Annotated in this window: 19 protein-coding genes and 1 tRNA gene; 13 read left to right on the top strand and 7 right to left on the bottom strand. The window is 61.1% G+C overall.

The genetic code is table 11. From position 1 onward, the window contains the following. Positions 1-4: 4 nt before the first annotated feature. The 11 genes from L8K08_RS25565 (at position 5) to pqqE (ending at position 9,742) form a co-directional block, all read left to right on the top strand. Positions 5-81, top strand: a tRNA-Ile gene (locus L8K08_RS25565). A 163-nt stretch (positions 82-244) separates the two neighbouring features. Continuing rightward, positions 245-754, top strand: a complete 510-nt coding sequence (locus L8K08_RS25560) for a cupin domain-containing protein (protein ID WP_242200741.1) — start codon at positions 245-247, stop codon at positions 752-754. Between the two features lie 79 nt (positions 755-833). Next, positions 834-1,280, top strand: coding sequence for an Lrp/AsnC family transcriptional regulator (locus L8K08_RS25555; RefSeq protein ID WP_106575534.1), 447 nt, complete (start codon positions 834-836; stop codon positions 1,278-1,280). 167 nt (positions 1,281-1,447) lie between these two features. Further along, the gene (locus L8K08_RS25550) at positions 1,448-3,130 is read left to right on the top strand and encodes an NAD(P)/FAD-dependent oxidoreductase (protein WP_119737718.1); all 1,683 of its coding nucleotides are present in this window, start codon (positions 1,448-1,450) and stop codon (positions 3,128-3,130) included. Positions 3,131-3,140: 10 nt separating this feature from the next. Beyond that, positions 3,141-3,935 (top strand): carbon-nitrogen hydrolase family protein, encoded by a 795-nt coding sequence (locus L8K08_RS25545; protein WP_145157471.1) that lies wholly within the window; start codon positions 3,141-3,143, stop codon positions 3,933-3,935. Between the two features lie 59 nt (positions 3,936-3,994). Continuing rightward, positions 3,995-6,370 carry a pyrroloquinoline quinone biosynthesis protein PqqF gene (pqqF, locus tag L8K08_RS25540; protein ID WP_242200751.1) on the top strand — a complete coding sequence of 792 codons (2,376 nt, stop codon included), beginning with the start codon at positions 3,995-3,997 and terminating at the stop codon, positions 6,368-6,370. Between the two features lie 155 nt (positions 6,371-6,525). After that, positions 6,526-6,600, top strand: coding sequence for a pyrroloquinoline quinone precursor peptide PqqA (pqqA, locus tag L8K08_RS25535; protein ID WP_003194766.1), 75 nt, complete (start codon positions 6,526-6,528; stop codon positions 6,598-6,600). A gap of 71 nt (positions 6,601-6,671) precedes the next feature. Continuing rightward, positions 6,672-7,583, top strand: a complete 912-nt coding sequence (gene pqqB / locus L8K08_RS25530; RefSeq protein WP_242200738.1) for a pyrroloquinoline quinone biosynthesis protein PqqB — start codon at positions 6,672-6,674, stop codon at positions 7,581-7,583. Between the two features lie 11 nt (positions 7,584-7,594). Continuing rightward, positions 7,595-8,347: a pyrroloquinoline-quinone synthase PqqC gene (pqqC, locus tag L8K08_RS25525; RefSeq protein ID WP_145157473.1), complete on the top strand. Its 753-nt coding sequence runs from the start codon at positions 7,595-7,597 to the stop codon at positions 8,345-8,347. Then, on the top strand, positions 8,344-8,619 hold the full coding sequence (gene pqqD / locus L8K08_RS25520; protein ID WP_017138041.1) for a pyrroloquinoline quinone biosynthesis peptide chaperone PqqD: 276 nt from the start codon (positions 8,344-8,346) through the stop codon (positions 8,617-8,619). The genes pqqC and pqqD overlap by 4 nt, the downstream gene beginning before the upstream one ends. Continuing rightward, entirely contained in the window at positions 8,591-9,742 is a 1,152-nt protein-coding gene (gene pqqE, locus L8K08_RS25515) for a pyrroloquinoline quinone biosynthesis protein PqqE (protein WP_242200736.1), read from the top strand. The genes pqqD and pqqE overlap by 29 nt, the downstream gene beginning before the upstream one ends. Before the next feature lie 4 nt (positions 9,743-9,746). On the opposite strand, the gene L8K08_RS25510 is transcribed toward pqqE, so the two are convergent. Together L8K08_RS25510 and L8K08_RS25505 are read right to left on the bottom strand one after the other, a co-directional pair. After that, complete coding sequence (locus L8K08_RS25510; RefSeq protein ID WP_010207008.1) at positions 9,747-9,905, bottom strand: YqaE/Pmp3 family membrane protein; 159 nt, start codon at positions 9,903-9,905, stop codon at positions 9,747-9,749. A 181-nt stretch (positions 9,906-10,086) separates the two neighbouring features. After that, positions 10,087-11,349 carry an aminotransferase class III-fold pyridoxal phosphate-dependent enzyme gene (locus L8K08_RS25505; RefSeq protein ID WP_242200734.1) on the bottom strand — a complete coding sequence of 421 codons (1,263 nt, stop codon included), beginning with the start codon at positions 11,347-11,349 and terminating at the stop codon, positions 10,087-10,089. Positions 11,350-11,558: 209 nt separating this feature from the next. Here L8K08_RS25505 and L8K08_RS25500 point away from each other — a divergent pair, with 209 nt between their 5' ends. Continuing rightward, a complete protein-coding gene (locus L8K08_RS25500) occupies positions 11,559-12,458 on the top strand; it encodes a LysR family transcriptional regulator (RefSeq protein ID WP_145157477.1) in 900 nt (299 codons plus the stop codon). A gap of 226 nt (positions 12,459-12,684) precedes the next feature. On the opposite strand, the gene L8K08_RS25495 is transcribed toward L8K08_RS25500, so the two are convergent. From L8K08_RS25495 to L8K08_RS25485, 3 genes are all read right to left on the bottom strand, one after another. Next, positions 12,685-14,463 carry an acyl-CoA dehydrogenase C-terminal domain-containing protein gene (locus L8K08_RS25495; RefSeq protein ID WP_242200732.1) on the bottom strand — a complete coding sequence of 593 codons (1,779 nt, stop codon included), beginning with the start codon at positions 14,461-14,463 and terminating at the stop codon, positions 12,685-12,687. A gap of 260 nt (positions 14,464-14,723) precedes the next feature. Beyond that, positions 14,724-16,493 (bottom strand): acyl-CoA dehydrogenase C-terminal domain-containing protein, encoded by a 1,770-nt coding sequence (locus L8K08_RS25490; RefSeq protein WP_242200729.1) that lies wholly within the window; start codon positions 16,491-16,493, stop codon positions 14,724-14,726. 90 nt (positions 16,494-16,583) lie between these two features. Continuing rightward, the gene (locus L8K08_RS25485) at positions 16,584-17,873 is read right to left on the bottom strand and encodes a GGDEF domain-containing protein (RefSeq protein ID WP_242200727.1); all 1,290 of its coding nucleotides are present in this window, start codon (positions 17,871-17,873) and stop codon (positions 16,584-16,586) included. 314 nt (positions 17,874-18,187) lie between these two features. Here L8K08_RS25485 and L8K08_RS25480 point away from each other — a divergent pair, with 314 nt between their 5' ends. Then, on the top strand, positions 18,188-19,783 hold the full coding sequence (locus tag L8K08_RS25480) for a hypothetical protein (protein ID WP_242200725.1): 1,596 nt from the start codon (positions 18,188-18,190) through the stop codon (positions 19,781-19,783). A gap of 75 nt (positions 19,784-19,858) precedes the next feature. Here L8K08_RS25480 and L8K08_RS25475 read toward each other — a convergent pair whose 3' ends face one another. Together L8K08_RS25475 and L8K08_RS25470 are read right to left on the bottom strand one after the other, a co-directional pair. Beyond that, the gene (locus L8K08_RS25475) at positions 19,859-21,664 is read right to left on the bottom strand and encodes a phenylacyl-CoA dehydrogenase (protein ID WP_145157486.1); all 1,806 of its coding nucleotides are present in this window, start codon (positions 21,662-21,664) and stop codon (positions 19,859-19,861) included. A 336-nt stretch (positions 21,665-22,000) separates the two neighbouring features. After that, complete coding sequence (locus L8K08_RS25470; protein ID WP_065871814.1) at positions 22,001-22,282, bottom strand: pyrroloquinoline quinone biosynthesis protein PqqE; 282 nt, start codon at positions 22,280-22,282, stop codon at positions 22,001-22,003. Positions 22,283-22,293: the final 11 nt, after the last annotated feature.

The following is a 22,293-nucleotide window of genomic DNA, read 5'->3' as shown; positions in this document are numbered from 1 at the left end:
ACAAGGGCCTATAGCTCAGTTGGTCAGAGCAGAGGACTCATAATCCTTTGGTCCACGGTTCAAGTCCGTGTGGGCCCACCAAACAAAAAAGCCGCGCAATGCGCGGCTTTCGCGTGTCTGGCGTATGGAAAAGGCGACGCTGACTCCCACGCCTTTTCCAGCAATGAAAGATTTGTTAATTGTCCTCAACTGCTGCGGCACAGACCATGGCCGGCCACTCAACCAGCACGAGGAACCTGGCTCCATGCCTCAGGCCAACCGTTCACCCCGCGCCTTTTTTACCCTCAGCCTGCGCACCGCAGGCGCTCTCGTAATCACCTTCGCCACCCTGAACTGCGCACACGCAGCATCGCCCGCCCCGGCCACCATCAAGGCGTACAAGCTCTGCACCGGCGCAGACAACGCCTCGCACGTTTTGGAGGGCACCATCGACCCGAGCATGCGCAACGACGTCACTGCCATTCATTTCAAGACAACCCCGGCGCACGCTTCTTACGATTGGCATAACGATCCCGAGCCGCAGTACGTCATGACACTCTCCGGCACCTTGGCCTTCGCTACCCGAGGCGGCGAGACGTTCACCCTGCACCCCGGTGAAGTGCTGGTCGCCGAAGACAACACCGGCACCGGCCATCGTTGGAAGCTGATCGACGACCAGCCATGGCGCCGTGGCTACGTGGTGCTCAAGCCTGGCGCGCCGGACTCGTTTATCCCGAACGATCCCGCCGCCGCGAAAGTCTGCAAGGCGCCTTAATCTCGCAGATCGCAGCGCTCCAGACGGGCGCAAGCCTGTAACATGGCGACCCATTGCCGCCCGCACTGGAGCCCTGCCCTTGCCCGTCCTCGATGAAATCGATCGCCAACTGATCGCCGCCTTGCAGATCAACGCCCGCGAAAGCGTGGCCATGCTTGCCCGGCAATTGGGCATTGCGCGCACCACGGTGACGTCGCGCCTGGCGCGCCTGGAGAAAACCCAGGTGATTACCGGCTACGGCGTGCGCCTCGGGCAGCGTGTGGTCGACGGTGGTTTGCAGGCGTATGTCGGGATCACCGTGCAAGCGCGCTCGGGCAAGGAAGTGTTGCGTCGGTTGAGTGCAATGGCGCAGGTGCAGCAACTGTGTGCGGTGAGTGGCGAATTTGATTACGTGGCCTGGCTGCGCACCGATTCACCGGAGCAGCTCGATCAATTGCTGGACCAGATCGGCAGTGTCGACGGCGTGGAAAAAACCACCACGTCGATCATCCTCAGTAACAAATTGGACCGTGGCCAGCCAGTCTGACCACCCTCTTCGTCACTCTGACTGAAAACAATCCAATCCGACGACACTTTGCGTCTTATTAACGAACGCTACGCTCCCTAAACTGGCTGCCATCTTTTCCTATACTCAACGGGCCACATCCCGCCGAGTCGCCAGTAAGGTCAGCCATGAGCATTCCGTCCAGCACCATCAGCAAGACCCATCGCCACCCCGCCGACGGTAAAAAACCCATCACCATTTTTGGCCCGGACTTTCCGTTTGCCTTTGACGACTGGATTGAGCATCCGGCCGGCCTGGGCAGCATTCCGGCTGCCAACCATGGCGCCGAAGTGGCGATTGTCGGTGCGGGGATCGCGGGCCTGGTGGCCGCTTACGAGCTGATGAAGCTGGGCCTCAAGCCGGTGGTGTATGAAGCCTCGAAAATGGGCGGCCGCTTGCGCTCCCAGGCGTTTGAAGGGGCCGAGGGCATCATCGCCGAGCTGGGCGGCATGCGTTTTCCGGTGTCGTCGACCGCGTTCTACCACTATGTGGACAAGCTGGGCCTGGAGACCAAACCCTTCCCCAACCCGCTGACGCCGGCCTCCGGCAGCACGGTGATCGACCTCGAAGGCCAGACTCACTACGCACAAAAGCTCTCGGACTTGCCGGTGCTGTTCCAGGAAGTTGCCGACGCCTGGGCCGATGCGCTGGAAGCCGGTTCGCAGTTCGGTGATATCCAGCAAGCCATCCGCGACCGCGACGTGCCGCGCCTCAAAGCGTTGTGGAATAAGCTGGTGCCGCTGTGGGACGACCGCACCTTCTATGACTTCGTCGCCACGTCCAAGGCCTTTGCCAAACTCTCGTTTGCGCACCGCGAAGTGTTTGGTCAGGTAGGTTTCGGCACCGGCGGCTGGGACTCGGATTTCCCCAACTCGATGCTCGAAATCTTCCGCGTGGTGATGACCAACTGCGACGACCACCAGCACCTGGTCGTCGGCGGCGTGGCGCAAGTGCCCATGGGCATCTGGCGCCACGTGCCGGAGCGTTGTGCGCACTGGCCGGCCGGCACCAGTCTCAGCTCGTTGCATCGCGGTGCGCCACGGGCCGGTGTGAGCCGTATAGCCCACGCCGCCGATGGCCGCTTTGCTGTGACCGACAACTACGGCGACACCCGTGAATACGCCGCCGTGCTGACCACCTGCCAAAGCTGGTTGCTGACCACCCAGATCGAATGCGACGAGACCCTGTTCTCGCAAAAAATGTGGATGGCCCTGGACCGCACCCGTTACATGCAGTCGTCGAAAACCTTCGTGATGGTCGACCGCCCGTTCTGGAAAGACAAAGACCCGGAAACCGGCCGCGACCTAATGAGCATGACCCTCACTGATCGCCTGACCCGTGGCACTTACCTGTTCGACAACGGCGACGACAAGCCGGGCGTGATTTGCCTGTCGTACTCGTGGATGAGCGACGCGTTGAAAATGCTCCCGCAGCCCATCGACAAGCGCGTGAAACTGGCCCTCGACGCACTGAAAAAGATCTACCCGAAAGTCGACATCAAGGCGCGCATCATCGGCGACCCGATCACTGTGTCGTGGGAAGCCGACCCGCATTTCCTCGGGGCTTTCAAAGGCGCGTTGCCAGGCCACTATCGCTACAACCAGCGGATGTATGCGCACTTCATGCAGAAGGACATGCCCGCCGAACAACGTGGAATTTTCATCGCCGGTGACGACGTGTCCTGGACGCCGGCCTGGGTCGAAGGCGCGGTGCAAACCTCGCTGAACGCGGTGTGGGGCATCATGACCCACTTCGGCGGCAGCACGCATCCGGAGAACCCAGGGCCAGGTGATGTCTTTGACGAAATCGGCCCGATCGCCCTGGCCGACTAAGGAGTTGAGCATGCGCGTTGCCCTGTACCAATGCCCGCCGCTGCCACTGGATGTGGCCGGTAACCTCAAGCGCCTGCACCCACTGGCGCATGAGGCCTCGGATGCCGATGTGCTGGTGCTGCCGGAGATGTTCCTCAGCGGCTACAACATCGGCGCCGAAGCGGTCGGCGCCCTTGCCGAACCTCAGGATGGGCCGTCCGCGCAAGCGATTGCCACACTGGCCAAAAGCGCCGGGCTGGCGATTCTGTACGGCTACCCGGAGCGGGCCGAGGACGGGCAGATCTACAACGCCGTGCAGTTGATCGACGCCCACGGCCAGCGCCTGTGCAACTACCGCAAGACCCACTTGTTTGGCGACCTGGACCACTCGATGTTCAGTGCCGGGGAAGATGATTTCCCGTTGGTGGAATTGAACGGCTGGAAGCTTGGCTTCTTGATCTGCTACGACCTGGAATTTCCGGAAAATACCCGTCGCCTGGCGCTGGCCGGTGCCGAGTTGATCCTGGTGCCGACTGCCAATATGGTGCCGTTCGACTTTGTCGCCGACGTCACCGTGCGGGCGCGGGCCTTTGAAAACCAGTGTTATGTGGCGTACGCCAACTACTGCGGGCAGGAAGGCGAGATTCAATATTGCGGGCAAAGCAGCATCGCCGCGCCGAATGGCCAGCGCATCGCCCAGGCCGGGCTGGATGAGACGTTGATCGTCGGTGCGCTGGACCGCCAGTCCATCCTCGACGCCCGCGCCGCCAACCACTACCTGCAAGACCGTCGCCCCGAGTTGTACGGCGCACTGCACAAGCCCTGACCCAGCCGGTTCGCCAGCGGTTTGATAACATGGCCACCTCCTACGTTTCGGAAGTGCCCATGCCTGCGCCGGCCCACCCTCATCACCTTCACCTGACCCTGGCCAATGGCCTGCGGGTTACCCTGCGCCATGCGCCACGTCTGAGGCGCTGCGCTGCGGTGCTGCGCGTGGCTGCCGGCAGCCATGACGTGCCCTTGGCCTGGCCGGGGCTGGCGCACTTTCTTGAGCATTTGTTGTTTCTCGGCACGCAGCGTTTTCCCGCAAATGAAGGGCTGATGGCCTACGTGCAGCGCCATGGCGGGCAGGTCAACGCGAGTACCCGGGAGCGTACGACGGACTTCTTCTTTGAATTGCCGCTGGCGACCTTTGCCAGCGGGCTTGAGCGCCTGGCGGACATGCTGGCCCACCCGCGCCTGGCGATTGAAGACCAGTTGCGTGAGCGCGAAGTGTTGCACGCAGAGTTCGTTGCATGGTCCCAGGATGCCCAGGCTCAGCAGCAGGTCGCGCTGCTGGAGGGCTTGGCCGCCGATCATCCACTGCGCGGTTTTCACGCCGGCAACCGGGACAGCCTGCCGGTGGAGCGTGAGGCATTTCAGCAAGCATTGCGCGAATTTCACACGCACTTCTATCAGAGCGGGCAGATGACGTTGAGCCTGGCCGGCCCGCAGCCGCTGGACGAGCTGGAAGCCTTGGCGCAGCGATTCAGCGAGGCACTGGCTTGCGGGCCTTTGCACCCACAGGCCGAGCCGCCTGCGCTGTTGCCCGATCAAGCAGTGAGTTATCAATACACCGCCGATAATCATCGGCACCACGTCATTGCCTGTGACGTGCCCCGCGAAGCGTTGGATTTTTTCTGCACCTGGCTCAACGCTTCAGCGCCCGGCGGGTTGCTGGCCGAGCTGCAGACGCGAAACGTGGCCCACGCACTGCACGCGTCCGTGCTGTATCACTTCGCCGGGCAAGCGCTGCTCGATATCGACTTTTCCCTCATCGCTCAAGACGGGTCGGCTACTCAGGTCGAAGCGTTATTGCACGACTGGTTGAGCTTTTTCGCACAGAGCGAATGGACGCCGTTGCGAGAAGAGTTCGCCTTGCTGAACGCTCGCCAGCAGCAAATCCAGGGCGCCCTGGCGCTGGCCCGCAACGACAGCGAGGATCTATCGGAACAGGGCGTGGCGGCCCTGAAGAACCTGCTCGATTCACTGCACCTGCCGCCCTCCGAGCACGCTTGGCAACTGCCGCCCAACAACCCCTTCCTGCGCCCAGTGGTCAAGCAAGCGCGCGCCGGCCTGATTCGCGGCCAGACCAGCGCCCACCGTGGCTTGCGCACGTTCGCCCAGGATCGCTCGCGGGGACGACGGGAAGTGTCGGCGCTGACGTTCAGCCAGGCCTTGGCGGATGACACCAACGAAGGCGCGCTGTACCTGCAATGGCGCTTTGATTCGTTGGTACCCGCAGGCCTGGAACATGCGTTGCAGCCGTTGCGTGAGCAGGCCCGTCAGGCGGGCGTCGAATTGGCCTTCGAAACCCTCGGCAATGACTGGCGCGTGAAAATAGTCGGCCTTCACGAACCAATCGCGGCTGTGGTCGAGGCGCTGGCGCTTAACTTGAGCCAGTCCGATAGGCCGCTGCCGTCACCCGCACAAACGCCGATGATTGCCATTCGGGAGCTGCTCAAGGCGTTGCCTGCCTGCTGTGCCGGCATCGCTTCCGGGGCCGGCGAGACGCCATCGTCATGGACCACCGCGCGTTGGCAGGGCCTGGGCACAGGTTTGCCCGCTGCCAGTGAAGCGGCGATCAAAACCGCAGCCGCGCGATTGCCAGGCCAGCCGGGAAGCTTCGAACACACGCCGAAAACCCTCGACGGCCAGCGGCTCTGGCACGAAGTGAACACCGACGCCCGCGAAGCCGCGTTGCTGCTGTTTTGCCCAACGCCAAGCCAATCCCTGGCCGATGAAGCGGCATGGCGACTGCTCGGGCATCTGCTCCAGGGGCCGTTTTACCAAAAACTGCGCGTCGAACTGCAAATCGGCTACGCCGTGTTCAGCGGCATCCGACAGATCAACGGGCAAACCGGCCTGCTGTTTGGCGTGCAATCACCCAGCGTATCCCTGACCGGGATCTTCGAGCACGTGCAGACCTTCCTGGCGCAGCTTCCGGCGTTGATCGACAACAGCGCCGAATTGGGCAACCAGACGCTGGCAGAGCAATTCACGGCCCAGGCATTACCGGTCGCCCAAGCCGCCGAATTGCTCTGGCAGGCGCAGCTGGCTGGCCATTCGTCGGGTTATCTGGCGTCACTTCAGCAGTTGATACAAACCTGCATGCGCGAGGATCTGCAACGTGCCGCAGGGCAACTCAATGACGCTGCAGGCGGTTGGCGCTGTGTGGCCAACGGCCTGCCCATCAACGATTCCTGGCAAACGGCAGGCTGATCATTGCTGGCCCTGCAAAAGGCTTTTGCCACCAAGACAGCGCTAACTTGAAAAGAATTGCGTAACATTCATCCGCACACCTCTGAACATCTCCGATTGGAGGTGGACTATATGTATGAGTAGTGAACGTCCCATCCCTTCGTAGGAGTATGAATATGACCTGGTCCAAGCCTGCTTACACTGATCTGCGTATCGGTTTCGAAGTCACCATGTACTTCGCCAGCCGTTGATTGGCTGAGTAATACAACGCCTCGGTTCGCCCGGGGCGTTTTTGTTTTGAGCTTAGCGTGATGGAGCAATCATGTTTGTCCAGATTCTAGGTTCCGCCGCCGGCGGTGGCTTCCCGCAGTGGAACTGCAACTGCGTGAACTGCGCAGGTTTTCGTGACGGCAGCCTGCGGGCCCAGGCGCGCACTCAGTCGTCCATCGCGATTTCCGACGATGGCGTGAATTGGGTACTGTGCAACGCTTCGCCGGATATCCGCGCGCAACTGCAAGGCTTCGCCCCGATGCAACCCGGCCGCGCGCTGCGCGATACCGGTATCAGCGCGATCATCCTGATGGACAGCCAGATCGACCACACCACCGGCCTGTTGAGCCTGCGCGAAGGCTGCCCGCACCAGGTGTGGTGCACCGACATGGTCCATGAAGATTTGAGTACCGGTTTCCCGCTGTTCACCATGCTCACGCACTGGAACGGCGGCCTGGCCTGGAACCGCATCGAGCTGGACGCCAGCTTCACCATCCCGGCCTGCCCCAACCTGCGTTTCACGCCGCTGCCATTGCGCAGCGCAGCGCCGCCCTACTCGCCGCACCGCTTCGACCCGCACCCAGGCGACAACATCGGCCTGATCGTCGAAGACCTGCGCACCGGCGGCAAACTGTTTTACGCCCCTGGGCTGGGCAAGGTCGACGCGCCGTTGCTGGAGATCATGGCCGGCAGCGATTGCCTGCTGGTGGATGGCACGATGTGGGACGACGATGAGATGCAGCGCCGTGGCGTCGGCACCCGCACCGGTCGCGAGATGGGCCACCTGGCTCAGAACGGCCCCGGCGGCATGCTCGAAGTGCTGGAGCAGTTGCCCAAGCAGCGCAAGGTGCTGATCCACATCAACAACACCAACCCGATCCTCGATGAAGACTCCCCCGAACGCGCCGAGCTGGCACGGCGTAATGTTGAAGTGGCTTACGACGGCATGAGCATTGAATTGTAGGAGCAGACCACATGACTGACACACCGCTGACGCCCGCCGAGTTCGAGCATGCCTTGCGGGCCAAAGGCGCCTTTTACCATATCCATCACCCGTACCACGTGGCGATGTATGAAGGCCGCGCCACCCGCGAGCAGATCCAGGGTTGGGTCGCCAACCGTTTCTACTATCAGGTGAATATCCCGCTGAAAGACGCCGCGATCCTGGCCAATTGCCCGGACCGCGAGATCCGCCGCGAGTGGATCCAGCGCCTGCTCGACCACGACGGTGCTCCCGGTGAAGACGGCGGTATTGAAGCCTGGTTGCGTCTGGGCCAGGCCGTTGGCCTGGACCCGGACCAGCTGCGGTCTCAGGAACTGGTGCTGCCCGGCGTGCGTTTTGCCGTGGATGCCTACGTCAACTTTGCCCGCCGTGCCAGTTGGCAAGAAGCCGCCAGCAGCTCGTTGACCGAGCTGTTCGCGCCGCAGATCCACCAGTCGCGCCTCGACAGCTGGCCGCAGCACTATCCGTGGATCGACCCGGCCGGCTATGAGTATTTCCGTACCCGCCTGGGCCAGGCCCGACGCGATGTGGAACACGGCTTGGCGATCACGTTGCAGCACTACACCACTCGCGAAGGTCAGGAGCGCATGCTGGAAATTCTCCAGTTCAAACTCGACATCTTGTGGAGCATGCTGGATGCCATGAGCATGGCCTATGAACTGAATCGCCCGCCATATCACAGCGTGACTGATCAGCGTGTATGGCATAAAGGGATCACCCTATGAGCTTTGATCGCAGCAGAACACCGACCTGGCGCCAGGGCTATCGCTACCAGTACGAGCCCGCGCAAAAAGGCCACGTATTGCTCTACCCCGAAGGCATGATTAAGCTCAACGACAGCGCCGCATTGATTGGTGGTCTGATCGATGGCGAACGCGACGTGGCTGCCATCATCGCCGAGCTGGATAAACAATTCCCCGGCGTACCTGAACTCGGTCAAGACATCGAGGATTTCATGGAGGTCGCCCGTGCTGAGCACTGGATCGAACTTGCCTGAAAAGCCACCCGTTGGCCTGCCGCTGTGGCTGCTCGCCGAGCTGACATACCGTTGCCCGCTGCAGTGCCCGTACTGCTCAAACCCGCTGGATTTCGCCGAGCAGGGCAAGGAGCTGAGCACCGAGCAATGGATCAAGGTGTTTCGCGAAGCCCGGGAGATGGGCGCCGCGCAACTGGGGTTTTCCGGCGGTGAACCGCTGGTACGCCAGGACCTTGCCGAACTGATCGCCGAGGCGCGCAAGCTGGGCTTCTACACCAACCTGATCACCTCCGGCATCGGCCTCACCGAGCAGAAAATCAGCGACTTCAAGAAAGCCGGCCTGGACCATATCCAGATCAGCTTCCAGGCCAGCGACGAGCAGGTGAACAACCTGCTGGCCGGCTCGAAAAAAGCCTTCGCGCAAAAGCTGCAAATGGCCCGCGCGGTGAAGGCGCATGGCTATCCGATGGTGCTGAACTTCGTCACGCATCGGCACAATATCGACAAGATCGACCGCATTATCGAGCTGTGCATCGCGCTGGAAGCAGACTTCGTCGAGCTCGCTACCTGCCAGTTCTACGGTTGGGCGCAGCTCAATCGTGTGGGGTTGTTACCGACCAAAGAACAGCTGGTGCGTGCCGAACGCATCACCAACGAATACCGCGCCAAGCTCGAAGCCGAAGGCCACCCGTGCAAGCTGATCTTCGTTACACCGGACTACTACGAAGAACGCCCAAAAGCCTGCATGAACGGCTGGGGCAGTATTTTTCTGACCGTAACACCGGACGGCACCGCCCTGCCCTGCCACGGTGCCCGACAGATGCCGGTGCAATTTCCCAACGTGCGCGACCACAGCATGCAGCACATCTGGTACGACTCGTTTGGCTTCAACCGCTTTCGCGGCTACGACTGGATGCCCGAGCCGTGCCGTTCATGCGATGAAAAGGAAAAGGACTTCGGCGGCTGCCGCTGCCAGGCGTTCATGCTCACGGGCGACGCGAGCAACGCCGACCCGGTGTGCAGCAAGTCCGAGCAGCACGGCATCATCCTGCAAGCGCGGGAAGAAGCCGAACACGCCACCCAGACCATCGAGCAATTGGCCTTTCGCAACGAGCGCAACTCGCGGCTCATTGCAAAAGGCTGACTGTTTAGCGTTTGGCGATGATGTACACGGCGTGAATGATGCCCGGGAAGTAACCGCACAGGGTCAGCAGGATGTTCAGCCAGAACGCGCCGGCGAAACCCACTTGCAGGAACACACCCAGTGGCGGCAGCAGAATGGCGATGATGATGCGAATGATGTCCATGGGTCAGCTCCAAATTATCGGCTCGTGTGAGCCGTGTAGCTAATCGACCTTGGGCATTCGTGAGGGTTCAGTGGGATCTGGCACTGGGCCAGCTTGAAGTGCGCGGACAAAAAAACGCCCCCAGCCAAAAGAATCAGGCTGAGGGCGCCGCGTAGGCCGCGAGACGGTTCTGAAATGTGGGTTAAACGGCGATGCCCTTGCGGCATTGCAACTGCGCGGTGCGCACTCGGGAGAAGGCGCGAGCCAGGCGCAAAAGCATTTCGTCGATATTGCTTTTGCTGACCGTCAAGGCTGGGGTGAAGCGCAGGCCGTTGGGTTGCGCGGCGTTAAGGATCAAACCTTCGTGCAGTGCTGCTTTTACGACGGCATCTGCAGAATCATCCGACAATGTCAGGCCCCACATCAGGCCATGGCCGCGCAATTGGCCGTGGTCGTAGCGATAAGCCAGGCGGGCGAGGCCTTCGCCAAGGTAAAGGCCGGACTCGCGCACCTGCTCCAGGAAGCCCTGCTCCAGTACCGTTTTTAGTACCGCCTCCCCGGCCGCAGCCATCAACGCGTTGCCATGGTGGGTGCCATCCAGCTCGCCCACCTCGAAGCAACAGGCCTTGCCACGCGCCAACAGGGCCGCCAACGGCACGCCGCCGCCCAGGCCTTTGCCAAGGGTGATGATATCGGCGCGCACGCCGTACTGTTGTTCGACGAGCAAGGTGCCGCAGCGGCCGATGCCGGTGTGCACTTCATCAAGAATCAGCAGGATGCCCAGCTCGCGGCACAGGCGTTCAACACCTTTCAGGTAGTGCTCGGTGGCGGGGATCACGCCGGCTGCGCCCTGAATCGGCTCCAGCATGATGGCCACCGTCTGTGCATCGACCGCCGCGTGCAACGCAGGCAGGTCGTTGAAAGGCACATGGCTGAAGCCCGGCAATTGCGGTTCAAAACGGTTGCCGCCCGCCCCGGTCGAAGCCGCCATGGCCGCGAAACTACGGCCATGGCAACCGTTGCTGGCGCTGATGATGTGGTAAGCGCCGCCGCGGTGCTGTTGGCCCCATTTGCGCGCCAGCTTGATCGCAGCCTCGCAGGCTTCAGCGCCGCTATTAAGCAGGTATCCCTGATCACTGCGCGTGTGATGGCACAACCGGTCGACGAGGTTCAGTTGGGGGCGGTTGTGCAAGCCATTGCCGGGGTTGATCAGCGCCTGAGTCTGATCGGCGAGGGCCTTGATCAGCACCTGCGGGCTGTGGCCCAGGCTGTTGGCGGCGCTGCCCTGACTGAAATCAAGGTATGCACGGTTGTCGCTGTCCCAGAGCCAGGAGCCCTGGCCGCGCACGAAGACCTGCGCAGGTCTTGCGACGGTGGGCATCAGGGCATCGCGGGGCAGATCCTCGTGCGGCGCGTCGAGGATCAGATCGTCCAGGCTCGGTGCAGGGCGACGAAACAGATTCACACCTCACCCCCAATGGCAATCTGACCTTGGTCGCAATCCTGTGCGAAGACTGCCTCGAGGTTTTTTGTCTTGCCTATGTAAATGCCATCAACATAAACGCTATTCATTGCCAGATCCGGCCCTGTAAGCCTTGCGAATAGGCGCTAGACTAGGCGTCTCGGGGCCCACCGGCCATTTCGATTTTCCAGCTTTTTCGATAAGTAAGCCTTATGGATTTCAAGCAACTGCGTTATTTCGTCGCGGTGTATGAGGAAGGCCACGTGGGCCGCGCTGCGGAGCGTCTGTCGATCTCCCAACCGGCCCTGTCGCAACAGATTCGCCAGCTGGAGCAGAACCTGGATGTGAGCCTGTTCGAGCGCAGCAGCAAGCGCCTGCTGCCGACGCTGGCCGCGCATACCTTGTACAACCACGCATTGCCGCTGATCGACGGTATGCAACAGGCCGTCGAAGCCCTGCGCAACTTCAAGGGCCAGGCCATGCGCACGCTGGCCATCGGCGTGCTGCAAACGGTGCACACCAGCCTGGTTCCGCAAATGCTTGAGCGCGTGCGCAAGGCCCAACCGCATCTGGTGGTGCAGATCTACGAACTGACCGGCCTGGAGATTGAACGGCGCTTGCTCAACGGCTCGCTGGACATCGGCATCAGCTACCTGCCGCCGCGCCAGCCGGGGCTGCACGGCGTGCTGTTGTATGAAGACGAATTGAAGGTCGTGATCCCGGAGGACCACCCCTTGCGCGAATTCAAGAAGGTCTCGCTGAAACAGGCGGCCGAATTACCGATGTTGCTGCTGGGAGAGGAGTTTCAGGTGCGGCAGATCTGGCAGGGCCAGCTCGCCAACCTCGGGCGCCGGCCACAGGTGCAGGCCGAACTGAATACCATGGTCGGCATTCTCGACAGCCTGCCCCATACCAAGCTGGCCACGGTACTGCCCGGGCGCTCCCAGGATGAGCACAACAGCAAGGCGCTGTTGTGGAAACCCTTGAGCGAACCCCGGGTGGCGCTGAAAGTGGGCTTGGTGTGCCGCGATGTACAGCGCCAGCAAGCAACGGTGGCGTTATTGCGCACGCTGCTGGAAGACGTGATGAATGCCCCGCAGGCGCCTGCCTGACTTTTTCGCGGGCAAAAGAAAACCCCGCCGAAGCGGGGTTTTGCAGACTGTTTCCCTGACATCCATTTCACTCCGCCGTCCTGGCAGAATCCTACGTGTCCGTGTTGTTGCTTTGCGCTTCCTGCGCGACGTCCATGTGAAGTAGATTATCCGTGGATCCAATTTGGCGATAGAGGACGAATAGCAGCACGTCATGTAAGAGAATGCTTACACGCCCTCCAAGCCCTTAGAACAGTGCCTCATCCAGCAAAAACAGCGATTCGCTACCGGCTTTTACCGACGCGCTCAGCGAATGGATACGTGGCAGCAGGCGCGCAAAGTAGAAACGCGCCGTGCCCAGCTTGCTCGCGTAGAAGTCTTCCTCAGACTCTTTGCCCCACGCGGCCTTCGCCATGCGGGCCCACATGTAGGCGTACGCCATGTAGCCAAAGGCGTGCAGGTATTCCACCGACGCTGCACCGATTTCATTCGGGTTGGTCTTGGCGCGGTCCAGCACCCAGGCGGTCAACTCATCCAGGTTATCCACCGCCGCGCTCAGCGGACGGGTGAATTCACTCAGTTGGGCGTCCGCTGTGGCAATGAACTGACGGATCTCGTCGGCGAACAGGGTATAGAACGCGCCGTTGCTGCCGACAATCTTGCGCCCCATCAAGTCCAGCGCCTGAATGCCGTTGGTGCCTTCGTAAATCTGCGTGATGCGCACATCACGCACCAGTTGCTCCTGGCCCCACTCGCGAATGTAGCCGTGGCCGCCAAACACTTGCTGGCCGAGCACGGTGGTTTCCAGGCCCAGATCGCTGAGGAACGCCTTGGCGACGGGCGTCAGCAGTGCCACCAGATTGTCCGCACGCTCACGGGCGGCGGCGTCCTCACTGAACTTGGCGATGTCCAATTGCGTTGCCACGTACGTGGAGAACGCGCGACCGCCTTCATTCGCAGCCTTCATGGTCAGCAGCATGCGGCGCACGTCCGGATGCACGATGATCGGGTCGGCCACTTTGTCTTTAGCCTGGGCGCCGGTCGGTGCGCGGCTTTGCAGGCGATCACGCGCATATTCAATCGCGTTCTGATAGGAGCGCTCGCCGGAGGCCAGGCCCTGGATACCCACCCCCAGACGCTCGTAGTTCATCATGGTGAACATCGCCGCCAACCCACGGTTGGGCTCGCCCACCAGGTAACCCACGGCTTCGTCGAAGTTCATCACGCAGGTCGCAGACGCCTGAATGCCCATCTTGTGTTCGATCGAGCCACAGCTCACCGGGTTACGCGCGCCCAGGCTGCCGTCGGCATTGACCATGAACTTGGGCACCAGAAACAGCGAGATGCCTTTCGGACCGGCCGGCGCATCCGGCAGCTTGGCGAGCACCAGATGGATGATGTTTTCGGTGAGGTCGTGTTCGCCGCCGGTGATGAAAATTTTGGTGCCGCTGATCGTGTAGGAACCGTCCGCCTGCGGCTCAGCCTTGGTGCGGATAATCCCCAGATCAGTACCCGCGTGCGCTTCAGTCAGGCACATGGAGCCGGCCCATTCGCCGGAATACATCTTCGGCAAGTAGATGGCCTTGAGTGCTTCACTGGCGTGAGTATTGATCGACACGCAGGCGCCAGAGGTCAGCATCGGGTACAGGCCGAACGCCAGGCTCGACGAGTTGATCATTTCCTCAACCTGGGCCGACACCGCCTTGGGCATGCCCATGCCGCCAAAGACAGGGTCGCCGCCTACACCCACCCAGCCACCTTCGGCGTAGGTTTTGTAGGCCTGGGGGAAACCATCCGGTGTGCTGACCACGGTATCGGCCCAACGGCAGCCTTGTTCGTCGCCATTGCGGCTCAGCGGTGCGATGGATTTGGCGGTGACCTTGCCGGCTTCCTCAAGGATCGCCTCGACGGTTTCGGCATCCACGGTGTCTGCCAATGCCGGCAATTGGGCCCAAGTGGTGGCGACCTCAAAGACTTCGTTGAGGACGAAGCGCATATCACGCAGCGGCGCTTTGTAATCAGCCATGGCAAACCTCGTGAGAACGTGAAAAGTAAGTCGGTAGGATCGGTTTTACAGGCTCCGAGTGTACCCGAACAACTTTTCAGACACATAGGGTCCGTTCGTGACTATTAAGTATTTATAAGTCACACACAGATCTAATGTAGGAGCTGGCTTGCCTGCGATGGCATCACCGCAGTTTCACTGACCTACCGAGGTGACTGCATCGCAGGCAAGCCAGCTCCCACACAAGCCCGCACACAGTTACCCGCATAAGCATCAGCCGCCTACAGGGCAAACAACTCAGCAGGCAAGCTCATCAGGCACTCGCTGCCCGCCTCCACCGCGGCCCGGTGCGTGGCCGTACGCGGCAGCAAACGCTTGAAGTAGAAGTCGCAGGTCGAAAGCTTTGCCTGGGCAAACTCGGCGTCGTCCTGCGCTTGAGCCGCGATGGCCATCCGCAACCACAGGTAGGCGAGGATGATGTACCCGCTGTACATCAAGTAATCCACCGCCGCTGCACCGACTTCATCCGGGTTTTTCATTGCGGCCATGCCAACCTTCATTGTCAGCTCGCCCCATTGCTGGTTCAGTTGATCGAGTTGCGCCACGTGAGCCTTGAGCTGCGGGTGTTCGGCATTTGCCGCGCAGAATTTATGCACGATTTTGGTAAAACCACGCAGCAGCTTGCCTTGGCTACCGAGCACCTTGCGCCCCAGCAGGTCGAGCGCCTGGATGCCATTGGTGCCTTCATAGATCGGCGCGATCCGCGCATCGCGTGCCAACTGTTCCATGCCCCATTCACGAATATAACCGTGGCCGCCGAATACCTGCATGCCGTGGTTGGTCACCTCCAGGCCCGTGTCGGTCATAAAGGCTTTGCAGATCGGCGTGAGGAACGCCAACAGGTCTTCAGCCTCCTGGCGCTGACCCGCGTCGTTGCTCAGGTGCGCGGTGTCGAGCAATTGCGCGGTGAAATACGTCAGCGCGCGGTTGCCTTCGTTGAAGGCTTTCATGGTCAGCAGCATGCGGCGTACATCAGCGTGCACGATGATGGGGTCGGCAGCCTTTTCCGGGGCCTTGGCGCCGGTCAGCGAGCGCATTTGCAGGCGGTCGTTGGCGTATTTGATGGCGCCCTGGAAGCTCGCCTCGCCATTGCACAGGCCCTGCATGCCGGTCCCCAGCCGTGCGTGGTTCATCATGGTGAACATGCAGTTGAGGCCTTTATTCGCCTCGCCAATCAGGAACCCCTTGGCACCGTCGAAATTGAGCACGCACGTGGCCGAGGCCTTGATGCCCATCTTGTGCTCGATGGAGCCGCAGTGCACCGCGTTGCGCTCACCCGAATCGGCATGGAACTTGGGCACGATAAACAGCGAGATACCTTTGGTGCCCGCCGGCGCATCCGGCAGTTTGGCCAGCACCAAGTGGATGATGTTCGCACTCAGGTCATGCTCGCCGGCCGAGATGAAGATCTTGCTGCCGGTGACCGCGTAACTGCCGTCGGCCTGGGGCACGGCACGGGTCTTGATCAGCCCCAGGTCGGTGCCGCAGTGGGCTTCGGTCAGGCACATGGTGCCGGTCCATTCGCCGGCGGTGAGTTTGGTCAGGTAGGTGTCTTTCTGCTCCTCGGTGCCGTGGGCGTGGATCGCCGACATGGCGCCATGGGTCAGCCCCGGGTACATGCCCCAGGACGTGTTGCTGGAGCCGATCATTTCGCTCAACACCAGCCCCAACGAATGCGGCAGGCCTTGCCCACCGTAGGCTGGGTCCGCTGCCACGCCATGCCAGCCGCCTTCCACGTACTGGGCGAAAGCTTGCTTGAAGCCCTTGGGCGTGGTGACCACGCCGTTGTCGAAATGGCAGCCTTCCTCATCGCCGCTGCGATTAAGCGGCGCGAGCACGTTTTCGCAGAATTTGGCGCCTTCTTCGAGGATCGCACTGACCATATCCGGGCTGGCGTCTGTGGCGCCGAGGGCCGCGTAGTGGCCGTGAAAATCAAACACGTTGTCGATCAGAAAGCGCATGTCGCGCAGGGGAGCTTTGTAGTCAGGCATGGCGATGTCTCCGGCAGCAGATGGTTTCAACCTACTGCCGGCCACCGCCGCAAACAATCACTGTAGAACCGCTGAATACACCGCCATCACTCAACCGGCAGCACTCGCCATACGCACCGCGCCACGCCGGGTTTGCCCGGCCGCGACCACGCAGTTACGTCCGGCGCCCTTGGCGGCATAAAGCGCCTGGTCGGCGGATTTGAGCACTTCTTCCGGGGTGCGCTGTTCGGCCTGGCGTTCGGCCACACCGATGCTGACGGTTACCGACACGCTCGACGCGCCGCTGCCCGCGCGGCGTTGGCGGCCCTGCTGGTCGTCATGAGGGCGGTCGGGGTTGCGCAGCTTGATGTCGTAGTGGGCGATGATCTCGCGAATTTCTTCGAGGTACGGCATGCACTCTTCCAGCGTCTTGCCGGCGAAGACCACCGCAAACTCCTCGCCGCCGTAACGGTAGGCACGCCCGCCGCCATTGACCTTGGAGAGCTTGCTGGCGACCAGGCGCAATACCTGGTCGCCAACATCATGGCCGTGGGTGTCGTTGAAACGCTTGAAGTGATCGACGTCACTCATCGCCAGCACGTAGTTGCGCCCAAGGCGCTGCATGCGTTCGTTGAGCGCGCGGCGGCCCGGCAAGCCGGTCAGCTCGTCACGGAAGGCCATTTGATACGCCTCATGTGCCACGCCCGCGGCGATCATCAGCATCACCTGGCTGCACATGATGTTCAGGGTGAACGGCAGGATGAAGGTCTGCGGCAACATCCAGAACAGCCCGAGCAAACCAACCAGTTGCGCGGCATGCAACGGGCGCGGCTGATACCAGTACTGCGCCGCCAGGGTGACAAATCCAATCAGGAACATCGGGTACGACAGCTGGATCAGGCTCATCCAGCTGCCGTGCAAAGCCGGCCAGCGAATCTCAGCCAGCCAGCTCAACAGCGCTTGCGGGAAGCTTTGCTCAAGCGCCAGCGCCACGCTGCCGACGGCGAAGAGCACGGCGCAACGGGCCACGAAGTCGCGAAACAGGTGGGTTTTTTCCTGCCACAGCGCGTAGATGCTGAACAGCAGCGGCAGCAACAGGCAGCACAGATGGAACACCACCGCCGCGTCTTCCCGAACTCGGCCATTGTCGCGGTAGTAATCGGTCTGGGTGTCCAGCAGGAAATAAACGACGTACACCGTGATCATCAGGAACAGTTCACGCTGGCGCCGATACACCGCGCAATACGAGCCGCCCAGCAGCAGCACCAAGGTCGGCAGCACGTTGAACAGCGAGGTGAAGAACACATTGAGGTCCTTCACGTACGCAGCCGATAGCCCCGCCAGCAGTAACAGCAGTGAGGGTAGGAAATGACTGAAACGTACAGCGGACGCGCGTGACAAGGGTAAAGCTCCGACCCACTCAAAAAGATGGCACAGTGCCTTCACTGATCACAGTTAAGCACATTCAATGTGATGCGTATCACATTGCCATCACTTTAACGGCCGCTCGGCCTAATCCCTGAGCGCCACGCTGCGTTTTTTTACAGGCCACTGCGCAAAAAATAGGTGGATGCAATGCGCAGGCCATCCCGTACTGTCAGTTATGACAGTAGTCGCCGACAGGATTGGCATGTTTACTTGCGCGTACCACTCAATACCGCCCAGCGAGTATTCGGGACAGGGAGTGTCCCTTAAACACGATGGGAGTGACCCTCATGGAAACCTTGGTATCCGAACTGGTGAGCACCAGCTCTCAGTTCCTGATTCGTAACGCCATACCCTCGCTGCCGCCCTTGATTGTGGTGGATGCTCTGCCCGGAACCGGCGGCATGGTGCCTCTGACGGCGGCTGAACGTGACCTGCGAATCCGGATTCCAGCGTTGCCGCAACCGGGGCCTGCCGGGGCCCAGCCCATTATCCGGGTGTATGCCGAGCTGCCCCCGCCGAATGAACACCAAGTCATCGCTTACCTCCAGTTGCCGTCTTACCCCACAGCAGACATTGAAATGCCAGTGCCGCGCCGCTTCGTGGGCAGTGAGGGCGATTATCTGCTGACCTACATCCTGGAAGCCGGTGACAACGTTCTGCGCGCCACCGCCAGCACCCCGCTGCGGGTGCATAAAACGCCACCTTTTGGTTACCTGACCATCACACCGCCAGCCCCGCTGCTGCCATTGAACCTGGCAACTGCGACGATTACCGATGAGTATCTGGCCAGCAATGACCCGGTCGTGTTCCGGATTCCCGAGCACACAGAGATCAACGCCCAGGTTGCGCTGAGGGTCATTCCCTACTACGGCATTACCGACCGGCACATGCAGTTTCCTTTCGCACCTCCGGGCCCTGTTACCTTGCCCGACTATCCGGCCCCGCGCCTGATTTCAGTACCGGCCTCCGTGATTCGCGAGCGCGGCAACGGCCTCATGCAACTGACCTACCGCTTCCTGGACCGGCTAGGCAACCGCTCACGTGATTCGTTGATTCTGGAACTCAGGGTCGCGCTGCAATTGACCCCTTCAAACATTGCCGCTCCGCGCGTGACACAGGCGATTGCGCCCGACAACACGGTGACTCAGGCCGATATCGACCTGAGCGGGCTAGGCGGGATGGAGGTTTGGCTGGACAGTGTCACCAATTTGCAGATCAACGACGCTGTGGCCGTTGTGGTGGGCACGAATACCGTCTTGGCGCCGCCTGTGGTTTACGTGGGCCAACCACTGCCGCTGCGCCTTGTGATCACAACGGCGCAATTACTGGCCATCCTTCCGGGCGCCGCCAGCAACAACACGCCCGCCCAGATAAAATTCCGCATCACCAGGGGGACCACCTTCGTGGAGGGACCTACCAGAAATCTCATCTTGAACTTCTCGCCGTTGATGACGCTGGCGCAGCCGCAGGTGCTCAACCTTATCAGTGGCAATCTCACTTGCGCCTCGCCGCAGCCGTCGAGCCTGACCTTTCTAAACCGGTCTATCGGTGTATTTATCCCGCCCTCTGCGCTCCTGCGTGCCAACACGGCTGGGACATTGACGTGCGTAATGAGCCGCCAGGATGACGGTTCGAACCCCATTACGCCCCCACTGACTGTCCCGATTGTGTGGGCTGCCGCGGCTTCCACCACCGGGCAAACCGTGTACCTGCAGTATTCGGCCACCATGCGGGTGATCGGCAGGGGCGTCATGTACCTCAGCTACACGACGCAGAATGCCGCCGGGCAATTGCTTCAGTCGCCACCGACGGACATTCCAGTCAGGGGCGTTTTGCCGGGCAACACCTACTGCGACGGCGCGCCTTATATCCCGACACCTTAAGCGCCACGTTGCTGGCCCCACAAAAAAGCCGCCGCTCCCGAAAGAGCGGCGGCTTTTTCATGAACTCGCCGAGGTTTAGTAGCCCAGGTCGAAGTTCTCTTCCTTCATGTCCATCAGGTTGTTGGCGCCCGACAGCATGGTTGCAACGTGGGTGCGGGTACGCGGCAGAATGCGCTGGAAGTAGAAGCGCGCAGTCTGCAGCTTAGCGGTGTAGAAGGCCTCTTCGCTGGTGCCGGCAGCCAGTTTCTCGGCAGCCAGGCGCGCCATGTCGGCCCAGAAGTAAGCCAGGCACGCGTAACCGGAGTACATCAGGTAATCCACCGAAGCGGCACCGACTTCTTCACGGTCTTTCATCGCAGCCATGCCGACCTTCATGGTCAACTCGCCCCATTCCTTGTTCAGCGCGGCCAGCGGTGCGACGAACTCTTTAACCGCTTCGTTGCCTTCGTTGGCCTGGCAGAACTTGTGCACGATCTTGGTGAAGCCCTTGAGCGCTTCGCCTTGAGTCATCAGCACCTTACGGCCGAGCAGGTCCAGCGCCTGGATACCGGTGGTGCCTTCGTACAGCATCGAAATGCGACTGTCGCGAACGTTCTGCTCCATGCCCCACTCGGCAATGAAGCCGTGGCCGCCGTAGATTTGCACGCCGTGGTTGGCGGCTTCAAAACCGACTTCGGTCATGAACGCCTTGGCGATCGGGGTCATGAATGCCAGCAGGGCATCGGCCTGCTTCTTCGCTTCGTCGTCGGTGCCGTATTTGACGATGTCCACTTGCTTGGCGGTGAAGTACACCATCGCACGGTTGCCTTCGGCGAAGGCTTTCATGGTCAGCAGCATGCGGCGCACGTCAGGGTGCACGATGATCGGGTCAGCGGCTTTGTCCGGCGCTTTCGGGCCGGTCAGCGAACGCATTTGCAGGCGATCGCGGGCGTATTTCAGGCCACCCTGGAAACCGATTTCAGCGTGGGACAGGCCTTGCAGCGCAGTACCCAGGCGAGCGGTGTTCATAAAGGTGAACATGCAGTTCAGGCCTTTGTTCGCCGGGCCGATCAGGAAACCGGTGGCCGCGTCGAAGTTCATCACGCAGGTGGCGTTGCCGTGGATACCCATCTTGTGTTCCAGGGAACCACAGGACACCGCGTTGCGCTGGCCAATCGAGCCGTCTGCGTTTGGCAGGAATTTGGGCACGATAAACAGCGAAATGCCTTTGGTGCCAGCCGGTGCGTCCGGCAGGCGGGCCAGCACGATGTGGACGATGTTGTCGGCCATGTCGTGTTCACCGGCCGAGATGAAGATCTTGGTGCCAGAGACTTTGTAGGAGCCGTCGGCCTGAGGCTCAGCCTTGGTGCGCAACATGCCCAGGTCGGTACCGCAATGGGGTTCGGTCAGGCACATGGTGCCGGTCCACTCGCCCGAGACCAGTTTGGTCAGGTAGGCATTTTGCTGCTCTGGGGTGCCGTGCTCAGAGATGGTGTTCATCGCACCGTGCGACAGGCCCGGGTACATGCCCCACGACCAGTTGGCAGTGCCAACCATTTCGCTGACTGCAAGGCCCAGGGACTCCGGCAGGCCTTGGCCGCCGTGCTCCACGTCGTGGGCCAGGCTTGGCCAGCCGCCTTCAACGAATTGTTTGTAGGCTTCTTTGAAACCCGTCGGGGTCTTAACGCCTGACTCGCTCCAGGTACAGCCTTCGATGTCGCCCACGCGGTTCAACGGTGCCAGCACTTGCTCACAGAACTTGGCGCCTTCTTCGAGGATGGCGTCAACCATGTCCGGGGTAGCGTCCTGGCAAGCCGGCAGGCTCTGATAGTGCGCTTCATAACCGAGCAGTTCGTCACGAACGAAGCGAATATCACGCAAGGGGGCCTTGTAGTCAGGCATAGCGATAAACCTCTGCTGATGTATCTGGGATGAACAACCGCGTGGATGCGTTGTGGCGGTCAAACAGGTGTTTGAAACATACGTTTACGACCTGGGGTTGTCAAGCATCGTCCCGCTGCCATTTGTCATGACGCGGATCAACATCAGGCACGGCAAGGCCTGCGGCAAGGCGCCACATGATTGAGCGGTGTAAAAGTCAGTCAGACGAAGCAGGGCCAATGTGGAAGCGGGCTTGCCTGCGATACAGACGCCGCGGTGTACCAGGGGGACCGAATAGAAGCTGTCGCAGGCAAGCCAGCTCCCACACAAGAGCCGGCATACCTGGAAAGAGAGGGGTTAAGCGTAGGTATCGATCAGCGTGCCCAGCATTTCATCCGAAGCCTTGGCGACTTTGACGCCCAGCTCCACTTGAAACTTGCCTTGGGCCATTTCAACCATGTTGCTCGCCGAGTTGGATGGCTGGGCACGGTCGTTGGCTTGTAGACGGTCGCTTTGTGCGTCTGATGGCTGGGTGGTCGCGGCGCTGGCAATCTTGCCGGCGGCCTGGTCGACGCGGTTCTGCCCGGCCTGAATCGTGCTCAGCCCCGAATAAAACGCGCTGCTTCCAGAGATTTCCATGGCGTAAGCCT

The sequence above is a fragment of the Pseudomonas sp. TREG-RG-20F-10-E-6-01 genome (genome assembly GCF_022662455.1).
Classification (GTDB): domain Bacteria; phylum Pseudomonadota; class Gammaproteobacteria; order Pseudomonadales; family Pseudomonadaceae; genus Aquipseudomonas.
This window is presented reverse-complemented; position numbering and strand designations above follow the sequence as displayed.